Annotated in this window: 38 protein-coding genes; 5 read left to right on the forward strand and 33 right to left on the reverse strand. The window is 39.8% G+C overall.

Features of this window, described 5'->3' with window-relative positions; translation table 11 throughout:
- Position 1: 1 nt before the first annotated feature.
- From FLK61_RS13415 to FLK61_RS13530, 24 genes are all read right to left on the reverse strand, one after another.
- Positions 2-199 (reverse strand): YqaE/Pmp3 family membrane protein, encoded by a 198-nt coding sequence (locus tag FLK61_RS13415; protein WP_176009902.1) that lies wholly within the window; start codon positions 197-199, stop codon positions 2-4.
- 214 nt (positions 200-413) lie between these two features.
- Positions 414-1,355, reverse strand: coding sequence for a hypothetical protein (locus FLK61_RS13420; RefSeq protein WP_176009903.1), 942 nt, complete (start codon positions 1,353-1,355; stop codon positions 414-416).
- Between the two features lie 286 nt (positions 1,356-1,641).
- Positions 1,642-2,184, reverse strand: a complete 543-nt coding sequence (locus tag FLK61_RS13425) for a site-specific integrase (protein ID WP_176009904.1) — start codon at positions 2,182-2,184, stop codon at positions 1,642-1,644.
- Complete coding sequence (locus FLK61_RS13430) at positions 2,181-2,636, reverse strand: ArpU family phage packaging/lysis transcriptional regulator (protein WP_176009905.1); 456 nt, start codon at positions 2,634-2,636, stop codon at positions 2,181-2,183. Before FLK61_RS13430 ends, FLK61_RS13425 begins: the two co-directional genes overlap by 4 nt.
- A 91-nt stretch (positions 2,637-2,727) precedes the next feature.
- Positions 2,728-2,913, reverse strand: coding sequence for a DUF3954 domain-containing protein (locus FLK61_RS13435; protein WP_176009906.1), 186 nt, complete (start codon positions 2,911-2,913; stop codon positions 2,728-2,730).
- Between the two features lie 56 nt (positions 2,914-2,969).
- Complete coding sequence (locus FLK61_RS13440; protein ID WP_176009907.1) at positions 2,970-3,122, reverse strand: hypothetical protein; 153 nt, start codon at positions 3,120-3,122, stop codon at positions 2,970-2,972.
- Positions 3,107-3,391, reverse strand: coding sequence for a hypothetical protein (locus FLK61_RS13445; protein ID WP_176009908.1), 285 nt, complete (start codon positions 3,389-3,391; stop codon positions 3,107-3,109). The genes FLK61_RS13440 and FLK61_RS13445 overlap by 16 nt, the downstream gene beginning before the upstream one ends.
- A 95-nt stretch (positions 3,392-3,486) precedes the next feature.
- Entirely contained in the window at positions 3,487-3,624 is a 138-nt protein-coding gene (locus FLK61_RS13450; protein ID WP_176009909.1) for a hypothetical protein, read from the reverse strand.
- A gap of 30 nt (positions 3,625-3,654) precedes the next feature.
- The gene (locus FLK61_RS13455; RefSeq protein ID WP_176009910.1) at positions 3,655-4,059 is read right to left on the reverse strand and encodes a YopX family protein; all 405 of its coding nucleotides are present in this window, start codon (positions 4,057-4,059) and stop codon (positions 3,655-3,657) included.
- Between the two features lie 43 nt (positions 4,060-4,102).
- Positions 4,103-4,300, reverse strand: coding sequence for a hypothetical protein (locus FLK61_RS13460; RefSeq protein WP_176009911.1), 198 nt, complete (start codon positions 4,298-4,300; stop codon positions 4,103-4,105).
- Between the two features lie 64 nt (positions 4,301-4,364).
- Positions 4,365-5,072: a hypothetical protein gene (locus tag FLK61_RS13465; RefSeq protein WP_176009912.1), complete on the reverse strand. Its 708-nt coding sequence runs from the start codon at positions 5,070-5,072 to the stop codon at positions 4,365-4,367.
- A complete protein-coding gene (locus FLK61_RS13470; RefSeq protein WP_249777600.1) occupies positions 5,072-5,473 on the reverse strand; it encodes a Rossmann-fold NAD(P)-binding domain-containing protein in 402 nt (133 codons plus the stop codon). Before FLK61_RS13470 ends, FLK61_RS13465 begins: the two co-directional genes overlap by 1 nt.
- Positions 5,466-5,651, reverse strand: coding sequence for a hypothetical protein (locus tag FLK61_RS13475; RefSeq protein ID WP_176009913.1), 186 nt, complete (start codon positions 5,649-5,651; stop codon positions 5,466-5,468). The genes FLK61_RS13470 and FLK61_RS13475 overlap by 8 nt, the downstream gene beginning before the upstream one ends.
- Positions 5,644-5,922, reverse strand: a complete 279-nt coding sequence (locus FLK61_RS13480) for a hypothetical protein (protein ID WP_176009914.1) — start codon at positions 5,920-5,922, stop codon at positions 5,644-5,646. The genes FLK61_RS13475 and FLK61_RS13480 overlap by 8 nt, the downstream gene beginning before the upstream one ends.
- Positions 5,919-7,208 carry a replicative DNA helicase gene (gene dnaB, locus FLK61_RS13485; protein WP_176009915.1) on the reverse strand — a complete coding sequence of 430 codons (1,290 nt, stop codon included), beginning with the start codon at positions 7,206-7,208 and terminating at the stop codon, positions 5,919-5,921. The genes FLK61_RS13480 and dnaB overlap by 4 nt, the downstream gene beginning before the upstream one ends.
- A gap of 2 nt (positions 7,209-7,210) precedes the next feature.
- A complete protein-coding gene (locus FLK61_RS13490; protein WP_176009916.1) occupies positions 7,211-7,534 on the reverse strand; it encodes a replicative helicase loader/inhibitor in 324 nt (107 codons plus the stop codon).
- The gene (locus tag FLK61_RS13495) at positions 7,521-8,357 is read right to left on the reverse strand and encodes a conserved phage C-terminal domain-containing protein (protein ID WP_176009917.1); all 837 of its coding nucleotides are present in this window, start codon (positions 8,355-8,357) and stop codon (positions 7,521-7,523) included. The genes FLK61_RS13490 and FLK61_RS13495 overlap by 14 nt, the downstream gene beginning before the upstream one ends.
- Before the next feature lie 16 nt (positions 8,358-8,373).
- Positions 8,374-8,964, reverse strand: coding sequence for a Rha family transcriptional regulator (locus FLK61_RS13500; RefSeq protein WP_176009918.1), 591 nt, complete (start codon positions 8,962-8,964; stop codon positions 8,374-8,376).
- 188 nt (positions 8,965-9,152) lie between these two features.
- On the reverse strand, positions 9,153-9,317 hold the full coding sequence (locus FLK61_RS13505) for a hypothetical protein (protein WP_176009919.1): 165 nt from the start codon (positions 9,315-9,317) through the stop codon (positions 9,153-9,155).
- Positions 9,307-9,570, reverse strand: a complete 264-nt coding sequence (locus FLK61_RS13510; protein ID WP_176009920.1) for a hypothetical protein — start codon at positions 9,568-9,570, stop codon at positions 9,307-9,309. The genes FLK61_RS13505 and FLK61_RS13510 overlap by 11 nt, the downstream gene beginning before the upstream one ends.
- Before the next feature lie 188 nt (positions 9,571-9,758).
- Positions 9,759-10,121, reverse strand: a complete 363-nt coding sequence (locus FLK61_RS13515; RefSeq protein ID WP_176009921.1) for a hypothetical protein — start codon at positions 10,119-10,121, stop codon at positions 9,759-9,761.
- Positions 10,122-10,134: 13 nt separating this feature from the next.
- Entirely contained in the window at positions 10,135-10,455 is a 321-nt protein-coding gene (locus tag FLK61_RS13520; RefSeq protein WP_176011246.1) for a DUF771 domain-containing protein, read from the reverse strand.
- A gap of 11 nt (positions 10,456-10,466) precedes the next feature.
- The gene (locus FLK61_RS13525; protein WP_176009922.1) at positions 10,467-10,721 is read right to left on the reverse strand and encodes a helix-turn-helix domain-containing protein; all 255 of its coding nucleotides are present in this window, start codon (positions 10,719-10,721) and stop codon (positions 10,467-10,469) included.
- Between the two features lie 241 nt (positions 10,722-10,962).
- A complete protein-coding gene (locus tag FLK61_RS13530) occupies positions 10,963-11,187 on the reverse strand; it encodes a helix-turn-helix transcriptional regulator (RefSeq protein WP_176009923.1) in 225 nt (74 codons plus the stop codon).
- A 176-nt stretch (positions 11,188-11,363) separates the two neighbouring features.
- Between FLK61_RS13530 and FLK61_RS13535 the strand changes: the two genes are divergently transcribed.
- The 5 genes from FLK61_RS13535 to FLK61_RS13555 all read left to right on the forward strand — a co-directional run bounded on the left by FLK61_RS13535 (position 11,364) and on the right by FLK61_RS13555 (position 16,151).
- Positions 11,364-11,756: a helix-turn-helix domain-containing protein gene (locus FLK61_RS13535; RefSeq protein ID WP_176009924.1), complete on the forward strand. Its 393-nt coding sequence runs from the start codon at positions 11,364-11,366 to the stop codon at positions 11,754-11,756.
- Positions 11,757-12,095: 339 nt separating this feature from the next.
- Complete coding sequence (locus FLK61_RS13540; RefSeq protein ID WP_176009925.1) at positions 12,096-13,058, forward strand: hypothetical protein; 963 nt, start codon at positions 12,096-12,098, stop codon at positions 13,056-13,058.
- 18 nt (positions 13,059-13,076) lie between these two features.
- Entirely contained in the window at positions 13,077-14,456 is a 1,380-nt protein-coding gene (locus FLK61_RS13545; protein WP_176009926.1) for a hypothetical protein, read from the forward strand.
- A gap of 92 nt (positions 14,457-14,548) precedes the next feature.
- Positions 14,549-15,031: an ImmA/IrrE family metallo-endopeptidase gene (locus FLK61_RS13550; protein WP_176009927.1), complete on the forward strand. Its 483-nt coding sequence runs from the start codon at positions 14,549-14,551 to the stop codon at positions 15,029-15,031.
- A gap of 10 nt (positions 15,032-15,041) precedes the next feature.
- Positions 15,042-16,151 carry a site-specific integrase gene (locus tag FLK61_RS13555; protein ID WP_176009928.1) on the forward strand — a complete coding sequence of 370 codons (1,110 nt, stop codon included), beginning with the start codon at positions 15,042-15,044 and terminating at the stop codon, positions 16,149-16,151.
- Positions 16,152-16,545: 394 nt separating this feature from the next.
- Here FLK61_RS13555 and FLK61_RS13560 read toward each other — a convergent pair whose 3' ends face one another.
- The 9 genes from FLK61_RS13560 to FLK61_RS20350 all read right to left on the reverse strand — a co-directional run bounded on the left by FLK61_RS13560 (position 16,546) and on the right by FLK61_RS20350 (position 23,290).
- A complete protein-coding gene (locus FLK61_RS13560; protein ID WP_176009929.1) occupies positions 16,546-16,989 on the reverse strand; it encodes a phBC6A51 family helix-turn-helix protein in 444 nt (147 codons plus the stop codon).
- Position 16,990: 1 nt separating this feature from the next.
- A complete protein-coding gene (locus tag FLK61_RS13565; protein WP_176009930.1) occupies positions 16,991-18,055 on the reverse strand; it encodes an XkdQ/YqbQ family protein in 1,065 nt (354 codons plus the stop codon).
- Positions 18,055-20,424: a phage tail tape measure protein gene (locus tag FLK61_RS13570; RefSeq protein WP_176009931.1), complete on the reverse strand. Its 2,370-nt coding sequence runs from the start codon at positions 20,422-20,424 to the stop codon at positions 18,055-18,057. The genes FLK61_RS13565 and FLK61_RS13570 overlap by 1 nt, the downstream gene beginning before the upstream one ends.
- The gene (locus tag FLK61_RS13575) at positions 20,414-20,686 is read right to left on the reverse strand and encodes a hypothetical protein (RefSeq protein ID WP_176009932.1); all 273 of its coding nucleotides are present in this window, start codon (positions 20,684-20,686) and stop codon (positions 20,414-20,416) included. Before FLK61_RS13575 ends, FLK61_RS13570 begins: the two co-directional genes overlap by 11 nt.
- A gap of 70 nt (positions 20,687-20,756) precedes the next feature.
- The gene (locus tag FLK61_RS13580; protein ID WP_176009933.1) at positions 20,757-21,428 is read right to left on the reverse strand and encodes a hypothetical protein; all 672 of its coding nucleotides are present in this window, start codon (positions 21,426-21,428) and stop codon (positions 20,757-20,759) included.
- Between the two features lie 108 nt (positions 21,429-21,536).
- The gene (locus tag FLK61_RS13585) at positions 21,537-22,148 is read right to left on the reverse strand and encodes a hypothetical protein (RefSeq protein WP_176009934.1); all 612 of its coding nucleotides are present in this window, start codon (positions 22,146-22,148) and stop codon (positions 21,537-21,539) included.
- A 25-nt stretch (positions 22,149-22,173) separates the two neighbouring features.
- The gene (locus FLK61_RS13590; protein WP_176009935.1) at positions 22,174-22,479 is read right to left on the reverse strand and encodes a hypothetical protein; all 306 of its coding nucleotides are present in this window, start codon (positions 22,477-22,479) and stop codon (positions 22,174-22,176) included.
- Positions 22,480-22,493: 14 nt separating this feature from the next.
- The gene (locus FLK61_RS13595) at positions 22,494-22,754 is read right to left on the reverse strand and encodes a hypothetical protein (protein ID WP_176009936.1); all 261 of its coding nucleotides are present in this window, start codon (positions 22,752-22,754) and stop codon (positions 22,494-22,496) included.
- Positions 22,745-23,290, reverse strand: coding sequence for an HNH endonuclease signature motif containing protein (locus FLK61_RS20350; protein WP_217706290.1), 546 nt, complete (start codon positions 23,288-23,290; stop codon positions 22,745-22,747). Before FLK61_RS20350 ends, FLK61_RS13595 begins: the two co-directional genes overlap by 10 nt.
- Positions 23,291-23,382: the final 92 nt, after the last annotated feature.

Here is a 23,382-nt window from a genome sequence, read left to right on the forward strand (position 1 = left end):
TCTATTTACTTGATGCCATAGCTTTCGCATACTTTTCCATTCTCTTATCATCTTTTCGATCTGATACAACTCCCCAAGCATGAATGGCACCAGGAACCCATAAACAAATAGTTAATAATAAGTTGATAAGTGCTTGGATTGGTTTTCCGCAAAACAGAACTGCTACTGGGGGTAGTACAATAGCCAGAAATCTCATCATATCGCCTCCTACGTTTTGCTTAATCTTACCATATTTAATAGGTATTTAGTAAGTCTAATTACAAAAGGCACCCACACATGTGGATGCCTTTCAGGGAGGGAATGATTGGCTTATCACCCTATTAACATAGTAACAGGCTATTATTAGAATACTCTCCGGATATTCTCCGCATTTACTCCGTTTCATTCCTATAATTACAGACAATTAAATTAGTTTAATTTTTCTTTACAAAGTATAACTCTGAATGTGTCACTAGGTTCTTATTCTTAAAATGAATAAAACCTTTTGAAACGTATCTCTCTTTATATGATTTAGAGATAGTCTTTTCTTTATTTTTTATTTGTAGATCTAACCCGGCTAATTCTTTTGAGATCTTTATATGATTTTGCTTATTATCATCCAAATAGCTATCAAGTGAGAACATACCTTTAGAAATAACTAATAACATGATAAGAGCATAAAGCCCTATAAAATTAGACTCTAAAAGTGTATTTGCAGAAAATCCAATAGGAACTATCATACCTAAAGTTCCTGTCCAAACCGAATATCTTCTGAATTTCTTAATTAACTTCCAGTTTATAGAGTTTGTTTGCTTAACTAATGCCATGAATTTCGAATTATTTAAATCGATTTTTTTATAGCTCTCTAATGTATTACCATGCATATTTAATTTAGAGCTATTTAATCCTTCTACTATCTCCTCTATATTTTTGTGTTTATACTTAATTTTGTTCAAAATATCATAATAAAACTTATCTTCCATTGTTAATAGATGGGGCTTAAGCTTCGAAAAGTTGTTATTAATTTCTCTAAATTTAATAACTTCCTTTTCAAATTGTTTTCTCTCTAACCCGTTTTCAGCATTTATTGAATACAAATATCTATAATCAAATTTTTCGTTATTTAGTATCTGATCGTGGTTTAAAACTAAGTTTATCAAAGCTGTAGTTTTGTAGATCATCTTTTGACGTAGGATTATTTCATCATAGTCAAGAATTAGATCATTTCTTAAGGTTATTAGCTCTAATTCGACATTATTAATAGTTGCCTTGGAATCTTTAATTAATCCCATTAATTGAGAATTTATCATTACAAAAAAAGCTGTTGAGACCGTAACAAAAAAGAATACTACCTGCAAAGAAATTGCATCTTCCAATGATCCTTCCCCTCTCTATTCTTATATGTTAATTGTACCAGATTTTATGTTAGCTTTTGAATTATTCATATCTTATAAAAGCAATAGTTCACCAAAACGCTAAATGCGTTGTCCCACATAGTCTAAGTCCATATCGTCATTTTGAATAATACATGTTGTTTTTGAGTGGAATTAGCGTCATATGGGGCGTCTATTTTGCCATTCGCTTAAACAACTCGCTGCTTCAGTGGTTGCTAAATGGCTTTCTATGCATAATAAAAAGCCCACTCAACGTAAATGAGTGAGCTTAGATACGAAAGCTTTTCAATGCTTTGTCCATTGTATCTTGATTGATGCCTATATATCGCTTAGTTACTTGAGGACTGCTGTGATTAAATATCTCCTGTAGTAACGCGACGTCCTTGGTCTTCTGGTAAAAATGATAGCCAAATGTCTTACGTAGAGTGTGTGTGCCTATATCGTCTATATTGACATGTTGAGCAGCCTTCTGAAGTATCTTATATGCTGCATCACGAGTCAAAGGCTGGTTAATACCTTTTCTAGATTGAAACAGGTACTCATGATCTTCTTTCCCTTCTATATATCTGTGTAGTTCTCTTTTTAGCTCTGGTGTCATCGTAATGCGTTTTTGCTTATTTGTTTTCGACTCACGCAAGTTGAAATAGTTTTTCTTAGCGTCAGATACCCTCAAAGGCAAAATGTCTGATATACGTAAACCACTGTTAATCCCTAAGAGGAATAGCATGTAATTTCTCTCATTCCACATTCGAAGATACTTTTTTATTTCTCGAAGAACTTCCACATCGCGAATAGGTTGCACGAAATTCATGCGTTAACACCTTCTCCGTTATAAACTTGTATTTTTAGCATAAACGCTAATGTATAAAATGCGCTGCTTTTGATCTCGTAATACTTGGTTTCGGATATACCCATAGAATTATATATCTCATAGTTAAAAACGTACTCATCTTCAAAATACTCCTTATAAATCACCTCTCGTTCAATGGATGACAATAAATTAATACACTCAGTAATTTCTTGGATCTCCTCTTCCTGGGCTATCAATTTTTGTTCTTGTTCAACGTTCGCAATGGCTGCTTTTTCAACTTTTGAACTAAACTGATTAGATGGCCCATTAGGTGCTAATGAATAAGAAGTTGTCACTGAAGGCATCGATCTAGTTGTACGAAAATGAAAATATAATTTCTTCAGCTTTCTTTCTACTTTCTTCTTTGTTTCCTTCTTATTGATGTCTGCAAGTGGAAAATCCATCGTTTTCATAAGACCATCCTCCATTTTTTATTTGCTCCATATAAAAAGAGCACAAACCACTGTAGCAGGGTTGTGCTCTCGGTTTTTCCGATAAGCGCGATTATAGATGTTCGGTTACTTGGATTTCTGCATAAACAGGCTTTCCTTTTTGCCAGGAAACAATATGTCTTCCAAATCCCGTTTCTGGACGATTCACTTTTTTAATAAAACCGTCTTTTACTATATAAACAGCGTTTTCCGTTAGATCGACTTCAGCTGTCCATGCTTCTTTATTAATTTTCACCATTATTCCCCCTCGGATGTTATAATGAAATTGGTTAGTCGTCCGAGAGGATGACTTTTTTATTTTACAAGGTACTTATAAGGTCCTTTTACTTTTCTAGATGCTACTCTTTTACCTAAATGCCCTGCACCTCTTCTTGCTGCCTTTATATCTCCAGCTAGAATACTAGCGTTTCGAATCCTCTTACACATTCTAATTAAACCAAATACCACGATGATCCACTCCTTAATTGTTCGATTGATATTTCCTTTACTTCTTCGATGCAACCGATAAAGCTTTCATAATCCGTTTTCGTTGTCGGATCAGAGACCCACTTCATCATAATTAATTTGTTTTCGATCTTACATACAAGCTCTTCTTTTTTGATTCTTGATATTGCAATGAGTGCTCCTCCTATACCACATTGCCGACATAACTCTTCGTAAGGGCGAGCGTCTCTTTCATCACTTTCAAATAAATTTAGTTGAATAGCTAATTTCATTGCTACCACCTCTTTAACTCACAATTATGATCCAAAGTAGGATCAGTAGCAGAAACGATAATGCCAAAACACCTATCATAATAAATCACCTTCTATTAGAAGATCGTCAGAACGACTAGCGCAATAATACAGGTTATCACGATATGGCTCATTGATTTCTTGTCCATCGTATCTGTCTGCCCTACAATTCCTAGAAATGAGATTAGTAACAATCCAATTAAAAAATAATACATCCAATACCACCTTTGCTTTTCATAATGTGGTTACTGTGACTCTAATAAATCGCTATGCTCAAAAGTGTTACCCTTTATTTTGCAATGTAAGTTGACTGTAGATAGTAATTGACACACCATTAAATCATTGCACACTGCATAATAAGCACCATTTTTATATATGATTGTCCATAAGAACTTTTCATCGTCCTCTAGGATGTGGTTACTGTAGATTTTCTGACCTGCTATATCCACAAGACCAGTAAACTTCCCCACAGAACTTTGATGTACTAAATAAGTACCTCCCTTTGAGTACAACCACCAGTCACTATCTCTGCCTAACTTATTGACGTACTCTTTTGTGAACTGAACATCATCTATCCCAAATCCATAAATCCACTGGCTTTTCGCCATTTTATCTACTGCATAAGCTTTATACTCTAACTCTCTTCTCATGAGTATCCCTCCTTTTTAAATAGCTTAATGTCCGTTATGCGCATCAAAAGTAATACTTGCTTTGATCACCGATCTGATAACCTACTTTTGTTTTGGCTAATTGCTTTCGGTCCCATTCTTGTTCTTCTGGAGACTTGACTCGTTTTGGATATCGTTTCTCAATTTCATCTGGATCCATGTAGGACACTTTAATATCACTGGCGAATGGGGATAGGCTCTTGATCGTCTTAATTTCCTTCATGCCGACCTCTCCTTTATTTATTAGGCGCTAGACTAAAATTATGATCTAGCGCCCTACCCAATGATTAAACTAGCAGCATCACTCTATCTTCACCGATTAAGTCAGTAAGCTCACTTTCTAAGTATTCTGCGATACTTTTCATTACTTCTAGCTTCCAAGCTCCACCATCTGCTTCAAACAAGGCGCATTTTGGACCCGACTGCATTCTAAAGACAAATGGAGATTCCGGCTGTTCAATTTCCAAGAACGTACGGTATGGCATAAGCTGAACTGGATTAGGCACCTTTACATTACCAACTTGAGCAACCCCTGTTCTGGCTACAACGGATTGACTCATACCATCATCACCAATTTGGTTAACTGCTTCTTCTTTTACATTTCCAACGACTTGTAGCATCGTAGCTCGATCTTCGTTACTCACAAAAGTAGACTGAAGCTCAATATTAAAGTCTTCGACCGAGTAATAATGATTAAAACTTAGACTTGGTAGCAATGCATGAGCCGTTATATAAGTGTCACGATTTTTGTCCATGTTAATTTTATCGAACACCCTAACTTCTGTTGGTGAGACAACATGAACCATCAAACTAACCGACGTATCAAACTCTGATTTGACGTATTCTACTAAACCACTGAGCGTGTTGACCTGTAACGAATCAACCGACGGATCTTCAATACGATAGAGTTTTTCCGTAGAGTAAAATCTTTCGTTGATTTTTTGCGCTTCCACATTTCCTAACTTCACTAAATACTTAATAGCTTGTTCAATCATTATTTTGCCCCCTCAGACATATTTTTTTGAGATTGGAAATCATAAACTTTTTCGCCTAAATCGCTATAGACTCCATCATCTTGCATGTAAGTTTGTCCTTTTACTCCACTCTTCAATTCCGCCCCAGTGGTCTTCCCATTTGAATCTTGATCAATAAGGATTTTTGTTGGGATTTCTTCAGCAGGAACAAGCTTGGACGATACTTCAATGAGCGTGTTTCCTAGATTACGTTCTTTGTCGCCAACTATTTTTAGCTTGGCTGTGATGACACGAGCCTTGTTTGGAAGTGTATTAGGATCAGCAATGTTATCAAGCACCTTCAACAATTCCTCATTCAGCCTCTCTGATAAAGCTCCATTTGCAAACTCTTCTAGATTAATGATCTTCTTAGTTTCAGTCATTAGTTGCGCCTCCTCTTTCCTGCTTAATTTTATTTGTGTAAGCTACCTCTGGTAACCTTATGCGCTCTAACTCCAATTCTTGGAGCGATAACGAATTTAAAGGTCGCTTATCACGAGATTCATAGAATTGCATGTTGTGTAATTCATCGATGATACAAACGCGCCTTAACTCACCCAACTTCCCATCCCTCCTCAGGCCTGTATTTATAACCCATTCGATGCGTGTAAGCCTCAATCTCTTGATTTATAAATGGGTACTTTTTTAACACGAACGCTATATTTCGGTGGTTATGATCCATCCGTAATACCTTTCGTTCAAAAACTAAATACTCGATCAGCCCAGCGATAGGAGCCATCCCTCCACCCTCTAATATGGCTTCATAGTATTCTGCTATTGTCCAATTTGCTATTTCCTCAGGAACGTCAGCTCTATTCTTTTCGTCAATCATGATGCATACCGCCGTTCGAGATTCACGAACTTGTTGTACTCCTTGATAAAGGCTAGTTCTACAGTACCTACAGGACCTTCTCGCTGTTTTGCAATGATGATCTCAATAATGTCCTTCTTCTCGGATTCTTTGTCGTAGTAATCATCACGGTATAGAAAAAGAACATTATCAGCATCTTGCTCAATGCTTCCCGATTCACGTAGATCCGAAAGCATTGGTCGCTTATCTTGTCGCTGTTCAACCCCACGAGATAACTGCGATAAAGCAATAACAGGGATGTTTAAATCCATTGCCATATTTTTAAGTGCTCGACTAATTTCAGAAATTTGCTCGTTCCGATTAACCTTGTTAGAAGTCGGTGTAAGTAGCTGTAAATAGTCAATGACAACAAAATGTTCTTTATCCGGATGTTGTCTCATCAACTTTTTAGTATTAGCGTAGATTTGAGCAACTTTGACATTCGATGCTTCATGGATGTACATGCTTTGCTTACTAACAGCAGCCGTAGCATATGCAAGCCTATCCCAATCACTCGCTTCGAAATAATCTTTAGGATTTCGCATTTTCATAGAGTCAATATTCCCTTCGGCGGTTAACATCCTCGTAACAAATTTCTTTTCGCCCATTTCAAGAGAATATAGATGACCATATGCATCTCGCGACATAAGCGCATTGCTTATGTTTATTGCAAAAGCTGTTTTGCCGACAGATGGACGAGCTGCTACAATCGTCAACTCCGTTTTCTTAATGCCATTTGTCATACGATCTAGCTCGCTATAACCTGTAAGAATCCCTTGATCCACTTTCCCGGATTCCGCATCATTCCAGATATCCATGAGCACACTTTGTAAATCAAAATCCTTTTGAACCTGGTGGGTTAAATTGAGTTGCATCGCTTTGTTAAGAAAGTCTTCAAAACTATCTCTGTTAACATGCTCACTAGATTCTTCTAAGAATGATTGTGCTAGCCTTTTCAACTCATTGTGCTTATACGATTCTAATATGAGTCGCTGATAGGTCTCGTGTGATCTAGCAGAGGGAACCTGATCTTTTATGCCTCGCCAGTCAACTTGGCTCATAACACCCGGAGGGAGATAAGCACTAATAGTAGCTAAGTTCACTTTTTCATTCTCAGCAACGATTTTTGTGATTGCTTCAAAAATATGACGATGCATAACCGAAATATGCTTATGCTCAATGGTGAGTTCTTTGGCTACATCGGAATCTTTTAATATGGCACCCAAAAGCAACTTCTCGGCTTCGACGTTTTGAATTTGTTCTACCACGTTTATCCCTCCCTAGCAGATAATATTTCCCTGATGCGAAGTTTCTGCTCTTCACTAGGTCCCTGCGAAGCTTTAGACTTCCAATGCTCATATTTTTGCAATGGATTCTTGTTATGCTCAGGGCGCTCAACTCGCTTCAAGTCGCCAATTCCTGGAGCAAACTTGTTAACAAGGATATAGGCGTCTAATCGTCTAAAGACATCTGCTGCTGATTGATCTTTCATTTGTCTAAGCCATAAGTTAAACGTTGTCTCCGTTTGCTCAATCTTATTTGGATAAGCTGCATTGATTTGTTCCAAAAGCTCTGCAACCTCATTCCTTGTCACTAGGATCATCCCCTTTTTCAGCAAATTGAGCGAAACCTCCAGCTGGCTTTTTATTTGCTGGCACATTCTTGTTTAAGTAACCTTCAAACTTATTACTAAACAAAGTCACAGGGCGTAAATATTCATCCCATTTTGGATCGCCTTTCCAACTAGCGACTTTGTTCCGAATAACTTGTTTAAAATCATCAACAGTGTTTCCCTCTTTAAGTCGATCTCTTATTAGCTTTTGGGTTTTTGGTGTTGTGTGTTTGAATGCCTTGCCTGTTTGCTGATTCAAGAAAGACACTATTTCTTTATAAATCTCTGTATAGTAATCTTTGTATACGTCTTTCCCTCCAGGGAAGGAGGGTGTTTCCTTTGAGGGAAGGGGGGTATTTCCTTCTAGGGAAACATCCTTCTGGATTCTAACCCCCGATATTTGTTTAAGCTTTATCGGATCAAGGCTAATAAACATGGCGTTACTCATTTGCTTACCTTTTACGTTAACGTTTCTAAATTCACGCTTAACCAACCCTTTATCCTCTAAACGCTTTAGAGCCTCTCTAACTTGTTTTGTGGTCAATCCAAACTGGCTGCATAGCGCCTTATACGATCGCTGTAACTTGTCTGCATCAAACTTAGTTTTGTACCCCTTAAATTCACCTGTGAGCTTGTCTTTATCTGCTACTGGTCGATACCAATAAACAATTTCCGATAGCAAGACAATGCTGTTCAAATCAACTTTGCCATTTTCAAATTTGAGTGCATTAAACCAAGCATGAGGGATCACATGCCCTTCAATGTTGATTGACAACATATGCTCCATAAAATCTTGTTGATTCATAAGCCAATCTCCCCTTTTATGACGACTCTCCAAATGTGGCGTGTCCCCATCTTTCAATATATTCAAGCGCTGAAGTGAAATCCTTATCTAAAATGTCACGATAAGAGTCAACTTGATACTCACGCTTTAATGAGCTATAGATAGATGCAAAATACTTTCGCCTACCCTTATCATCTACATGTTCCTTATACCGATAAATAATCTCTCTAACTTTTTGTTGAAGATCTTTTTGCTGAGATGATCGGAGCGTGATGGAGTCTATGTATGCAGACTCTAATTGCTGAACATGCTCACTATTTGATTCAACCGCATTCAATCGATTTGAAAAATCGGAGATAAAAGCCTCTTTTAGCTCTGTTGCTTTAGATCCTGTATAAGCCATTGCAATGAATACGAACCCTTCATAGGTCAAGATATACATGGGCATCTTTCTTCCCTGCTTATTCTGATATTCGGACTCTCCAAAATTGGCGAGTCTAAATCCTTCCGAACAATTTATTTTTCGGATATCTCGTAATACCTTGTCATGCCCTTTACCGAAAGCAGCAGCCAAAGTGATTGAATCCGTAACGACTTTGCCAGCCCGTTCGTATGTTAAAGCTTCCATTGTCTACCTCCCTTCACAAATGGCGAATTTGCCATCAATTCTTACGAGTTTAACCTCTGGATAGGACTTATCTAAATAAGCTCTTATACGTCCTTCTAGAGGCTTCTCGTGATCGAAACAATGTTTAGGAAGTAGAATCCTGCGATGTCTAAATAGGTTGTTCACATTAATCTACCTCCTAGGGGAAGTTATTCTTCTGGGCGATAAATGACCATGATTTTTACAAACGACGATCCAGAAGACATTTGAATGTCTAGGACTTCTAAATCAGGGTTTTCGAAAAGAAACTCATTAACTTGCGACTGTGCACCACAAAACACTCTAACCTCTCCACTAACTGTATTAATCGGCATACTCTTTTCTCCTCTCTTTAATAGCTCGCATCATTTTATTACCTAAAGTTATTAATGTAGCCTTGTAGAAAGATGGGTTATCTAAATTGCTGTGATAAGAAAATTCGACCTCTAATATTGTTACGTGCCCGAATTCTCCACTCACATGAAGGCATTTTAAATATCCCATCATGACTCCTGTACGTTCTTCATAGTCTAAATACATTTCATCAACGACTTCAAAAAGGTCTCCATTGTACTTGATCGTTTTCACTTTGTTTTTCTCCCTTCTGCATTAGTTGGTGTCAGCTACACCTTTAGGCTCCCGGGCGAGGAATTAGGAAGGACGCAGGTTAATATCCCAGGAGCCTAAAGGCAAAGCCGAAGCTTGCCTTTTAAATAGCATTAAGCTATAATTTAAGTAGGTTGTTGACATTAATTTATCTTTTTACTGATCGTTCACTAGGCGGTCAGTATTTTTTTGTGCTTTTTTAAGTCATTCAGTGGATGATGTTTTTTTTGGTGATACAAGCGAGCAATATCAATTTTGTGCGCCGTATTGATTAGCTCTCTTCTTGTTGGCTTGAACGCTTCTCGTCCATATTGTTCAAAGAGTCGCACTGATAATCGTTTGAGCGCTTTCGATAACAGAATCATTTCCATGCTGTCTAATTCTGCGTTTTTACGAGATAAAACGACTTTCGAAAAAGCAATATCGAGTAAATCTTTTTCCGTCCCACTCATATACTCTCGCTCAAGTGAAATGCTGCTGATCATATATCTAACTGCCTCTTCCTTAAGATGTTGGAATGGTTTAGCCTTCATGATTTGCCTCCCTTTACATATTAAAAATTCGATTAAAATTATCTTCTAGAAATTTGGACATTTTCTTCGCTTGGAACGACCAAGTCTGTCCTCTAACTGGGTAATAAACAAATCCTCCATTTTTAATGTCCAACTCTTGGCGAAACTTCGTTGGATATAAAATGTTCTCTTTAATCCAAGGATCACTCTTTCCTGTCCTCTTTTCTAAATCCTTCATGTTCCAGTAAAGACCTTCTAACGAACTCGATTTTAGCTCTTCTAACTCAACTTTAGAGATCATCACTTGTCCCTCAGGTACAGGAATCGTAAGCTGTACATTCAATTGTTGTTCCATCATTCATCCTCCTAACTAATGATCTGTGTGAGACTAGAGACTATTTGCTGTATAGCTGATACATCGAGACCTACTAGCAAAGCGACTGTTATTTCAGGAGCCTGTGTCACCTGAAACCACCGAATTAAATCGACTGCCTTTAATTCAATTTCGTCGTTCTCTAATCTTGAAACAGTGCTCCTAGAGACTAATAACTTTTCAGCTACCTCCTCTTGACTAAAGCCTGATGCTTTGCGAGTTTTGCGTAGAAGTGATCCGAACTGCATGGTAATCACCTCCCTAGCGTGCAAATGCTGCACATGTGCAGACAGTGGGCAATAATTATTTATGCTATCGAGTATACTTTTTATATAGAAGAGATAAGAACTTACCCGTGAGCCTAAACATGCCCTCCCCATTTCGACTGTCACCATCACTTTTTCTTTTGCTCTTTCTTAAGTGGGTAATTACAAATCCGACAATAGGTGCGCCAATCTTTTTCGTTCCAATTGCATCGGGGGCAGATCACTAGATCACCTCCTCGGAATGTGTCTTTTCGTTACATTCTTTATCAAAAAAAATTGTCCAGTTGAAATCCAGTTTATCTGCAATTAACTTAGCTACATTAACGCTAGGGTTTCTATCACCAGATTCTATCATTGCATAATAAGGACGCTTGATCCCAGCTGATTCAGCAACTTTTTCTTGAGTCAATCCTTTACTAATTCTTAACTCTTTCATCCAAGTTCTCATAAAAGTAACACCCCCTCAAAAAGTATCGTTTCGTTACATTCATAATAGTATCATTTTGTTACTTTGTCAACAAATAAAGCAAAAAAATGTTTCTATTTGTTACATGGGATGTATTGTAACTATTTGTTACGTTATAATTTTAATTAAACAATAAATAAAATAATGAGGTGCCTACAATGTTAGGTCAAAGATTACAGTACTTGAGAAGTAATCGAAAAAAAACACAAGAAGATATAGCCAAAATTATTGGAATTACTCGTCCTGCATACACCGCCTATGAAAAAGGTAAACGTAAGCCGGATTATGACACACTTACTAAAATTGCTGAATTCTATGATGTTTCTACAGATTACCTCCTTGGCCGAGTAAATGATCCAGAGCCACAAAAGATTACAGGCGCCGATCTACAGCGTGAAGCTGGCGAACATGGTATTGACATGTTTTTCTACAATCAGGCTGATTGGGATAATCTGACCGAGCAAGACATTGAAGAGCTGCGCAATCATTTTAAATGGGTGGTTGAGAAGAGAAAGCAGATGGATGAGGAAGCGAAGAAGAAAGGCGAGTAGTGCGCACTATAGAGTGCACATTTTTTTTACCCTATCACTTTACAATGTAAAGTGTAGGTTTTTAAAACACAAAAGGACAAGTAGCCATCATGCAGCTTGTCCCTTTTTTATACACAATAGCGAAAAAATTGTCATTAAAAGAATTTATTTGTTGAATTACAATTTTAAAGACCTTTATCTCTAAAATAAACAGTATTAATTTGCGTTAAATACAACTAAATTATTTAAATTGAAAGAGGGATTATTATTAAAACAATTGCTGCTTCTTTATTTAATATTGATCGTGATTCAGAAACTGTTATCAGTAGAAAATTTGATACTAATGATGCAGAGAAATTTGTGAATGATACAATAAATAACATATTAGAAAATCCAAACAAAAGAGGTTATAGATTTTATAGCAACACGTCTGAAGTAGCTAATCAATTATTTGAAATTTATACAAATAGCGATGATAAAAGTGTTGTTAGCTCATTCTTAAAAAAGTGTGAAATTATAGCACAGAGACTATTAAATTCAGAGATACACTTAATTAATACAAGACCTGCCATGCAAAAGCCGAGAAAAGGAAGTTTGATAATAACTTTCAATGTTGATTTTTATGGGGAGTTCTCGTGTGTCTTAGCCAAAATTGATTCTGAAGATTTTTTATCTGAACAAAATTTCGAAAGAGATTCAGGCTTTCTGATTAATGAACCAGCTCTCAAAACTGCTATCATTAAATTTGTTTTAATTGACGACGATGAAGTCGATTTAGATTTAGTAGTTGCAGATACAAGCTCTTCAATAGCTGATTATTGGACTAATAATTTCTTAGAGTCTAAAGAAATGACAAGCGATCAAAAAAACACTAGATTAGCCTTTCAAGATATAGAACTTATAATATCTAAAAATTTAAAAAAGCAAGCTCCAGCTGACTATACTGAGCTTAGAAATAATTTAGTAGGTTATTTTAAAAATCAGGAGAATTTTCATTTTGATAGAATGATAGATCATGTTTTTGGGAATTATACTATGGAAAATGATAAAGTAACTATAGATCATATAAAGGACAAGGTTACCAAGTTAAAAGAGAAGGAAAACTTTGACACACAATTCAAATTAATCCCTTCGGAAATTACAGCTAGATTCAAGAAGACTTATCCACTAACAGATGAAATTGAATTAAGAACCAATGGACACGTAAGAAATTTAAAACATATTATTAGAGCAGAGAAAAAAGCCAATGGACAAAAAATTATAGAAATAAAAGTTAATGATGATGAAGTTTTTAAACAGTTTAATTTTAAAAATGATGATTAATTATTTGGAGGGGAAAACATGGTTGATGTAACAGAGGATTTTTCAGTTTACTCTTCCAAGGTCGTCCTGGAGCCCGGTGAAAAAATTAAAGAAGGTGTCCTTACCCATTATAACAATTTATTAATTAATTCTGATTCACTAAATATAGCTATTTCTATTGATGAGTCTGAACCAGAAAGATTCACTATACAAAACATAGATGATTTTAATGATGTTTTGAGTATTAACGATAATATTGATAAAGAATCGATTTTCACTTTAAAGTTTGAGATTATTAAGTCCAATATATCAACATTGTCAATTTATGATATTAATGCATTTTACGATCATGTTAATACTTTAACTTTAGAAGAGATTCTAAATAGTTTATCCGAAATCTTCACCGGTTCAGATTTGTTGAACTTTAAATCACCGTCTAATGGTGATTATGTTGCTTTCGCCAGCCAAAACCTCGGATCACATAAGTCGAAGCGATTAGATGCTTGGAAAATTTCTTGCAATGCGCAGAATATTAATCAGTTTAATTTTATCCCAGATGATTTTAATATGATTGAATACAGTGAAAGCTTCTCTAATCTTAAGATAATATTTGACAAAATCAAATTCTTATTAAATATATCATTTTTAGCAGATTTATCTACAATTAATGACAACGAATTTCAATTCAAATTAAACGGATATAAATTAATCGATTACAACTTAGACTTTAAAAACCTCGATATAAAGAATGATGAAGAATTAAATAAAATCTATTTGTGGATTTATGAAGATTCTCATAGTACGATCGATGATAAACTTGGTCTCTCTAGAAACATTATTTCTAGGCATATAATATCTAGAGAAAATCAATTTATTATCGAAAATGATTGCTTCCAATCGATAATATCAGCATATAAGATTTACTTGAAGGACAACGTTGAAAAATATATTGAAGTGAAAAATAAAGTTGCTGAAATTTCTGCTGAGATCTCTGTGAAATCTAAAGATGTTACTGGCTATATTATTTCAAGTTTTAAAAACAATACATTGACATTACTAACTTACTTCGTGTCAATATTTGTCTTTAATTCTTTGTCATCGAATTCAGAATTAAGGATATTTAATACTGAAATTTATAATTTTACAATGGTAGTTCTTCTTATCTCCACCTTTTATTTAATTATAACCATTAAGCAAATTAGAAAAGAACTTATGATTAACACTAGGTATTTCTTTTCTCTAAAGAAAATTTACAAAGATATTTTTGATGCGAAAGATTTAAATAAAATTTTTTCAAAAAGGCATTTAAAATATAATAATGATACTGTTTTATTAACCGCAGTACGTTTTTCAACTTTTTGGCTTATCGAAATTTTTTGCCTTTATGGAATAACACTTTACCTAACATATTTTGTTTAATCTTACTTTTATTAAGTAAGTTTTCTTTTAACCTTTTTTTAGAACGTACGTTCTCTTTATGATGATAATTATAAATTGAATAGGAGAATTCTATGATTTACACTCACAGTCACAGAGAAGAATTTGTATTTAATCTACTTGATCAAATCGGTATTAATAATTACAGAGATATGTCTGAGGAGGAGGTCGCTTACCAACTTGGAATATTTATAAACAAAACAAATAAAGCTTCTCATTGTCAGCAATCAGGTAGATTTAGAGCTATCTACTTGAATATCGATCTGGATCCTAAACAACGTAGGTTAGAATTTTTTCATGAGCTTGGTCACTTATTAAGATCCATTCCGGGCGCTCACCTTCTCCCCACTGCTTTAAAAGATTTTATGGAGTGGGATGCACAGCACTTCGAATTTTATGCTGCCATGCCCTATAAAATGATGGATGAATTTGATCTCAACGATCCACAAGTTGTCTATCACTTATCTGATAGTTTTTGTGTTCCAGAAAGCTATGTTATAAAGAAATTACAATTTATTCGTGAGAAGCAAGCTCAATACCAATTATTAACGAAATGAGGTGTTATTTATGGCTAGTTTTAAAAAGCGTGGTAAAACGTGGCAATATTCTATAAGTCGTATGGTCAATGCTAAGTATATGCCGATTACAAAAAGTGGATTCACAACAAAAAAAGAGGCACAAGTTGCAGCTGCTGAAATTGAACTGGAAATGCGGAAAGGTGTTGTGCCAAATTTAAAACCTGTACCCTTTTCGGATTATTTTGCATCATGGTTAAGCCTCTACAAAGTAGATATAGTAGGCAACACTCTATCTCGTTACCAAAACTCCGTTAATACTGTGTTGAATTACTTTGGCGACACGCCGATCCAGCAGATTACTAAGCGAAAATATCAAGGATTTTTAAATGACTACGCCCAATCTCACGCAAAAGAGTCTACTCGTAAGCTAAACACTCACATTAGAGCTTGCGTAAAAGATGCAGTAGATGAGGGATTAATAAGGGTAGACTTTACTCGTGGGGTTACTTTATCTGGATCAGTTCCTACGAAAAAGAGTTCTGATAAACACTTAAATTATTCAGAGGGTGAAATTCTTCTGAGATGGCTCTATAAGCACAAAAACAAATCTAAGGTGCAATACCTCATTTTATTAGCTACAACCTCAGGATTACGCTTCAGCGAGCTTCTAGGCTTAACTAGAAAAGACTTTAACTTTGTAACAAAGACTATTTCAATAAACAAAACATGGGGATATACGAATAAGATGCACACTGGATGGGGTCCTACGAAGAACGAGCAGTCTAATCGAGAGATTAAAATGGATCATATGACTATGAATGTGTTTCAAGATCTGTTTGCAAATGAGCCAGAACATATCTCCAAACTAGTGTTTTATAGCAATGCCTCAAAATATGGTGTCATTAGCAATAATGCAGTAAATAAGGAATTGAAAAAACTCTTACAAGAATTAAAATTATCCCATATCACGATACACGGTCTCAGGCACACTCATGCGAGCATTTTGCTTTATAAAGGCGTATCAATCTATTATGTGTCGGAACGTCTAGGACATGGCGATATAGAGACGACATTAAACACCTATGCTCATATCGTAAAAGAACTAAGAGACAAAGACGAGAATGCCACTGCTTCATTATTTAAATCAATGATCGGATGATGTATAGAATTTGTATAGAAAAAATTTAATTTATATTTTATCTCCTTTGATAGTTAAAAATAAGAAAAAGCCACAAAACCTTGATATATAAGGCTTTGTGGCAAAATTGATATTTTATATTTCCGTTCATTTTAAGCAAATGGCGTCCCAGGAGGGATTCGAACCCCCGACGATTTGCCTCGTTAGCTTCCCCGAAATCTGAAACGGCAAGTGACCGCACAGACTGCGTTTATTAGGCTTATTCTACCAATATCCGCGGGTAAAAGCAACGAGTTTGTGCGCGTTTCTTCTATTATATTTGTCGTTCATCGCGAAACGTAACACGGCTCAGCGCAAACGAGACGGGCAACTATGCGCAAACCCGTTTGTCGATTACGCTGAGAGCGTCTGACAGCTACAACTTTGGCGGAATCTGTAGCGTTAGCTGGACATTTTCGCGAGGCTCGTCGCTAGTATCCGTGCCGGATTTAAAGCGTTCCGTCATTGCCTTCAACTCGTCCACGTCGATCTCTGGACGCGGTACCTCAAACGTTTCAATTTTCGTCTTATCGGTAAGCATACTGTGCGATTGAAGTAGTAACTTAGTCATCGCGGCATTACGCTTGTTAATAGCCTCGTCTACCATCGAATGATAAACATCCGGGAGATCGAGCACCGTTCTGCGCACAATCTCTTCTTTCAGCTCAACATAGAACTCGTTATCTTGTCGCCATCTACGCAAAGTTTGCTCACTTACACCTACCTTATCCGCCACCTCTCGATACGTGAGCTTTGGCTTGCGGTATGTCGAGATTAATTCAATCGCCTGCAACTGTTTTTCGGTTAATTTCTTTGCCATGTCAGCGTTCCTCCTTCTTTTTCTTCGGTTTTTTCGGTTCTTTCTCCGGCTTTACCTCAATGCGCGGCAAATCATCCGTCGCAGATAGCGTCAATCGCATCTCATGCTTTCCGTTGGTGAACGTATGCTGGTCGCTTGATACGTAATAACCTCCGAGGATTCCCGTCATACGTTCGACCACATAAACGGCACTACCCGAGGTAACGCTATTAATACCGAGACACGTCACGTTAGCTTCGTCGTTAATCGTCGCCAACTCGCGAAACTTTTGATCGGCGGCTTGCTTCACCTCGGCGCGCTTGACCTCGTTACCGCTATACGATTCAACCGCCGCCATCAGCCCGTATTTGTCGATGAGCTGCTGGTTTATGCGGACTTCGCGAAACTGGTCTTTATCTCCGCCCACCATAACGAGCCGATTGCGTAAATCTTCGATCGACTGCGAATAGCTCGCGCTTAGTATATTGGCGCCACTCTCCAGGACCTGCCGCGTCACCTGCGCCTTACGTTCCTCCAAATGAACGCGGCCCTGGCGGTTGATAATTCGGAACCTGCGCCCGTTCTGCTTCTCCGTTAGGGTCAGCGCTTTAACAAACAGCTGGAATAGCGTATCCCCGTTCGCAACTAGCTTCGGAATACGGTAGCCAGTGTCCGCTACTTCGCCCGGCGTGACGCCATACTCGCGGGCAACACGAGTAAATATATCCGACGCGGTTACGTTTCTGAATGTGCGCGTTATCTGCGACCTAGTTAGGTACGTATTCGTATCGTACACCGTTAGCGTTTCGTCGCCAGTGTGGTTAATGCCGAACTTGAATATACGCCCGCGAAAAAGCTCCTCGTCGTGGTTGTAAAACCGAATCCTGTCACCATTTTCGAAGTCGATGCGTCTTTCGCGCATATCCAGCGTATTCTTGAGCGTCACCTCAAGCGCGCGATAAGCTTCGTTGACATCTCCCGACCAATTTACGCTCGTCACTATCTCCGTTACGTCGGCGATTCGAGACCCGTTATCATGCTCTAAACGGATTTCCGCGTATCCTCCGCGCATAATAGGCGTACTCATTAAGCTCCCGCCAATCGCGCTTGCTCTAGTTTCGCCAATAGCGCGCTTGCAATGGCGTCAATATCGCTTTCTTGGCGCACGTTAAACGTGTTTCCGCTGATTACGACTCCAGTTCCGGCGCCGGAGTCCATCGCCTTTACTTCCTGCGCAGTTAGTACGCGCTCGCCTTTGTGCAGCGTCGCATTATAGCCATCGAAGGGAACGCGATCTAATCCGTGATAATGACTTCGACTAGCCCCGCCACTTCTACCGGCAGTAAAACCGGACAAGAAGCTTCCGCCGACATCTCTCGCGGCTTGGAATCCGCCCACAGCACGCTCAAATACGCTGCCAGCTAAGCCAGTTATCGCATCTTTAGCCTTATTGAATCCGCTAACAAATCCGTCAATAACCGAGCGTCCGAGACTTGCGAAGCTCTCTTTCACACTTCCGATAAGCCCCTCCACTCTTCCCGGGATAGACGCGACAAATTCCACGATCTTATCCGGAAGTTGGCTCGCCCACTCAATCGCATTGTCGTACGCAGCTTTAAACCATTCACCGAAGCTTGTCGCCATAGACGACAGGTTTTCTACTGCGGTGTCTCGCGTCTGAATTAGGAACTCGCTCATACGCGCAGGAAGTTGCTGAAGCCAAACCGTCGCTTGTCCGATCATTAAGCCGAGGTAATACGCAGCTGTTTCGGGTAACTGTGCGAAGAATGACTTCGTAGACTCAAGAAATTGCGTCAAGGATTCGCCTGCACGCGTTCGTAACTCGTTGAACTTTTCGACCGCGCCCGTTGCTAATTCGCCTAATTTCGTAACAACCCATTCCTTGCCCGTGCTAAATGATTCGCGAAGCCACGCCCAAAGCTCCGTTGCTTTCTCCTTAACGGTGTCCCAGTTGCGCCACAGCGCAATACCCGCAAGCACTAAGCCCGTTATACCTGCGACAATCCACGTAATTGGATTCGCCAACAGCGCGGCAGTAAGCCCCCACGACGCGGCAGCTGCACCGAAGCCAGCCGTACGGTACAGCGTCCATGCCTTCGTTACCGCGTCAATCGTCTGGGCTGCGATCATGCCCGTTTTGAGCGCCACCATTGCGCCAGCAAGTCCGTACACTATCGGTTCGATTGACGCCCAGTTGCTCGTTATATAGTCGCGAAACTCCTGCGCCTTAGAAATAACATTCTGAATAGCATCCGTTGCGATAGGAATAACGTCATTCGAAACCCACGCAATTACCTCGCCGACCTTCTCAAAGGCACCGGAAATAAATTCCTGTATCTTCGGTAGATGCGCCTCAAGTCCGTCCAACGCGCTTGTTATGACGGGCTCCCACTCGTTTGCGAGCTCAATCGCATTGGCAACGATGCCGGCTTTAAGCCGATCTAAACTCGCCCAAATACCACTATTCATCTGTTCAAAGGCGGTTTCAGTGGCTCCGGCAGAATCGCCCATGTCCGCGATGTTTTTCGCAAATGTCTCGGCACTACCGCCCGTTAAGCCTAATACTGCGGCCCCGGCTTCGACTGAGCCGAACAGGTCGTTTACACCTACACCCATTTCATCCGCGGCATCATACATAAGGTTAAACGCATCGGCTACGTTGCCGCCCTCCGCGATAAACTCCGTAAATGTTTTGCCAGCCATGTCCTGGAATACGCCCGAAGCTTTACCGCCATCTTTGGACAGTTCAATAAACGCTTGGCGCAGTTGGGTCGTAGCTGTTGCGGTAGGTGTTCCGGCTGCCGTCATTGTCGCAAGTGCCGCAGTTATATCGCCAAATTCTACGCCTAAAGCAGACGCAGTTGGTGTGACGTTGTAAAGCGTGTTAGCCAGCTGATTAAAGTCGGTTTTACCGTTTTTAACCGCCGTAAACATAAGGTCGGACGCTTCAGCTGCGCTTAATACTTCGCTACCGTAAGCGTTTACAACTGACGTTATACCATCTACGGCAGTCTCTAACGGAGCTACCCCGCCCTTTGCAGCCATCTGCGCAGTTTCGAGAAACTCGAACACGTTATCCTTTGGTACACTTGCGGAGATAGCTTGATAGAGCGCGGGGATAGTTTCGTTGGGAAGCACGCCAAACTGTTTCGAGAAGTCCAGTACATGACCTTCCATTTCGCCCATTGCTTTCTCGCTTAGTCCGGGCATTAGCGTGTAAACCTCGTTCATGCCCTGTTCAAAGTCCGCAAATTGCTTCGTTGAGTAAGCCATCGCACCAGCTGTTGCGGCAGATACGCCTAGTAAAGCTTTGCCAGCATTTTTCGCGAAGCCACCGAAAATAGATTCGGATTTTTTAACCTCGTCCGTGGCTTTGCGCATCTCTCCGCTAAAATCATCGCGAAGTTTAAGTACCGCCTCTAAATTAAATGCCATTGAAACCAGCTTCTTCCGCAGACTTAGCTAGGTAACTCTTAGCCGTTTGGATATCCCCGGCTAAGTGACACTCTCTCGCCTTAAACATAAAATAATACTGACGCCCCAAACGCGAAGTGCTTGGCTTACGCCTTAATCTTCGCGAAGCTTTAAGTACCGCATCCGCCTGTGCATCCGTCCACAGCTGCGGTAAAGGCTGCGCAATGATCGTGCCAGCAAGTAGCTTAATATCTTCCTGATTCTTGCGCGATATTCTCGCCATAAAAATTCCTCCCAACGCAAAAAAGCCCGCCGGTTATGGCGAGCTCCTTGCGAATTTTATTTTTCCGTCGTTACTTAAATTTATAGTTTAATTTCTGCTGGACTGCTTGCGCGTAAGTTGGGTCAACTACGCTACTCTTCAGCATGCTGTTTGCTCCTTCAATGATCTGTTTTGCGTCACTTGCATATGGACCTTCTTTCATCTTTTGTAACTTATCATACAGAGGACGCATTTGACGGACCTTATCCATGTCGCTACCTTCTACGAGTGTCGCAACATAGGACAATACATCAGCAGCGAAATATTGCAATTGATGCTCGGAGTATTTAGTCGGTAACGAGTCCACATAATCCTTTAATGCGAGGTAGTCGCGGTGTCCAGTAAATGCTATTCCTAGCTTAATCTCACCGAACGCATGGTCATGGAGCTGGCGGTCTTGTTCCGACGGCTCGGCTGGTTTCTTCGATAACTCTAATTCGGCGGTTGTTCGCGCGCTAATTAAGGCTTTCTCATATTTCTCACGCTGGGACTGGTAGTATTCGTCTGTTTTCTCGATGTAATGTTTTCTCAATCCGTTTTTATCCTCATGTTTAGCCTCATCGCTCAATGTGCGATCGTCGTTGATCTCCGCACGATCTGAATCGTATTTTTTCAGCATCATAAAAATACCGTCCTTCATTTCTTGCTTCACAGCATACGCTTCACCGAATTTTGCTTTAGCCTCTTGTAATTTTTCTGTCATAAAATTCCACTCTCCTCAAAGTTTTTATCTTCCTGTTATAAAGCTCACGTTTCGCACTCTCATTAAATACCTACGAACTCCAACACAAAAATGTCTGTTCATGACACATCACTTTACTTCGTTTTTAGTGTGAAATCGTTGTCCACGATGTAAGGCATCCAGGAACTGTGATGTTCCTAACATACTAATTTTAGGTGTATATACACGCGCGAGCCCTGTATTAGTGCCCGAATACCTCATGTAAAGACTGCCTAAATGCTTATCAATCAGGCCTAAACCGCAGTCGGAGGAGGTATCTAAGATTTTTCTACGCGCTTCATTGCTTAGGTCTTGGATCTTAAGGGCGCGTAACTCAATCTCGCGGGATAAGTCTTTAATCTCTGAAGCTAAATCGTCGGCTATTTTTTTGCGGAACTGATAAAACTCTCTGTCCGCCTCTAAAACAACACCCTTGCGTTCCTCTGCATTTTCCTTAGCAACGGGAGCCTTCTCGACCAAGATTCCGCGCAACTTTTGCAACCGCTCGATCTCCTCGATAAGCTGTAGTTGTTTGTTAGCGTCACTCTCCGCGGCAGTAGCGTGTTGCTTTTCTTCGATTTGCGCGTCAATGTCCGCCAACTTTTGCTCGTGCTCTTCCTTTTCCGCCTTGAACTCTGCTAATTCCGTCTTAATTGCGTCAATTTTCGCCTGTGTTTCGTTTGAGTAAGTAAATTCCGTCATAATAAATCGTCCCCTTTTTAATTTTTTAGTAGTTTTTTATTACTGGTATGCATCTGCTATGGGTTCCTCCCCATTTATAGCCCGACCTAAGTAAGTGTATATAGGCTGATTCTGTTGCCACTAATCGCGCTCTGTCCAAACCCTCATAGTTGGGGCGAACACATATTTCATCAATTTTATCTCTTGTATCTTTATCTAAGTACTCAACGGTGAATATCCATCTGTTTTCGGTTTGAAAATCGGGCTCGAAACTAATCGATATCACGACTCTTGGCTCCTCCACTCCGTCTCCGTTTCCTTCCATTATCGTATTACGCTCTTTACTGGTCATAATACCGTCCCCTTTTATCGTATTAGTTTATAAGCCTCGATATTGCTCAGAATGTGCGCCACGCACTCGAACCCTGCCCTCGCCGCACATTCGTACGCCTCGCGTTTAGCCCGCGCAATAGCCGCCTGCTCCGTCGTGTTGCCGATTTTCATACAGTAATCTTCCACGACCTGGGCGTTTCCATTGTCGATAATCTTTACGTAAAATCGCCACACGCGCGGCTCTCCTTCGACCGCCCGCATTTGTAGCGATATAATAGCTTGTTTTACGTACACTCTGCCGCCCTCCTTTCGCTCATAAGCTCCCTGCTACTTTCCAACAAGCCCCGCATACTTTTCGGCGTGCATTGGTTCTGCGCGGCAAGGTCAGCGATCAGCGCGTCCAGTAGCTCGTCCGTAAACTTGTCGCTTCTAGCGTAGTAGTCGAGTACATGCCGGTTATGCTTTCCCGCATTACAAGAACTACACGCCGCGGTTAGGTTGCCCCGCGCAGTTATCCCCTCGCCGAGTGGCATTACGTGGTCGATCTGCTTGTGCCCCGTTATAGTCGTGTTAAACTCCTCGCCGCAATAAGCGCAATTTGTACGCGCTTCCAACTCCGTCAACTGCTCGCGCGTCAAGAACATAAATGCCCCCGCCTGCTTCGTACGGAACCGCATGTCCCACAAGCGCCGATTGCTCGCGTCGCGCTTGCGTCGGCACTCGAGACATTCACCGCGTGTACGGCGCCTTATGCGCTTTTTGCCGGTCATCTGTTGATACGGCTTGCGCTCGCCACAGCTGTAACATTCGTACAATTTCCGTTTAGCCATACGCGACCACTCCCGCGAATAGCAACATTAGTAACGTACCTACCATTGAGCCGATCAAGTAGCCGGCCACCTCATTCTGTAAATCCCACATG

This window comes from Paenalkalicoccus suaedae (assembly GCF_006965545.2).
Taxonomy (GTDB): domain Bacteria; phylum Bacillota; class Bacilli; order Bacillales; family Salisediminibacteriaceae; genus Paenalkalicoccus; species Paenalkalicoccus suaedae.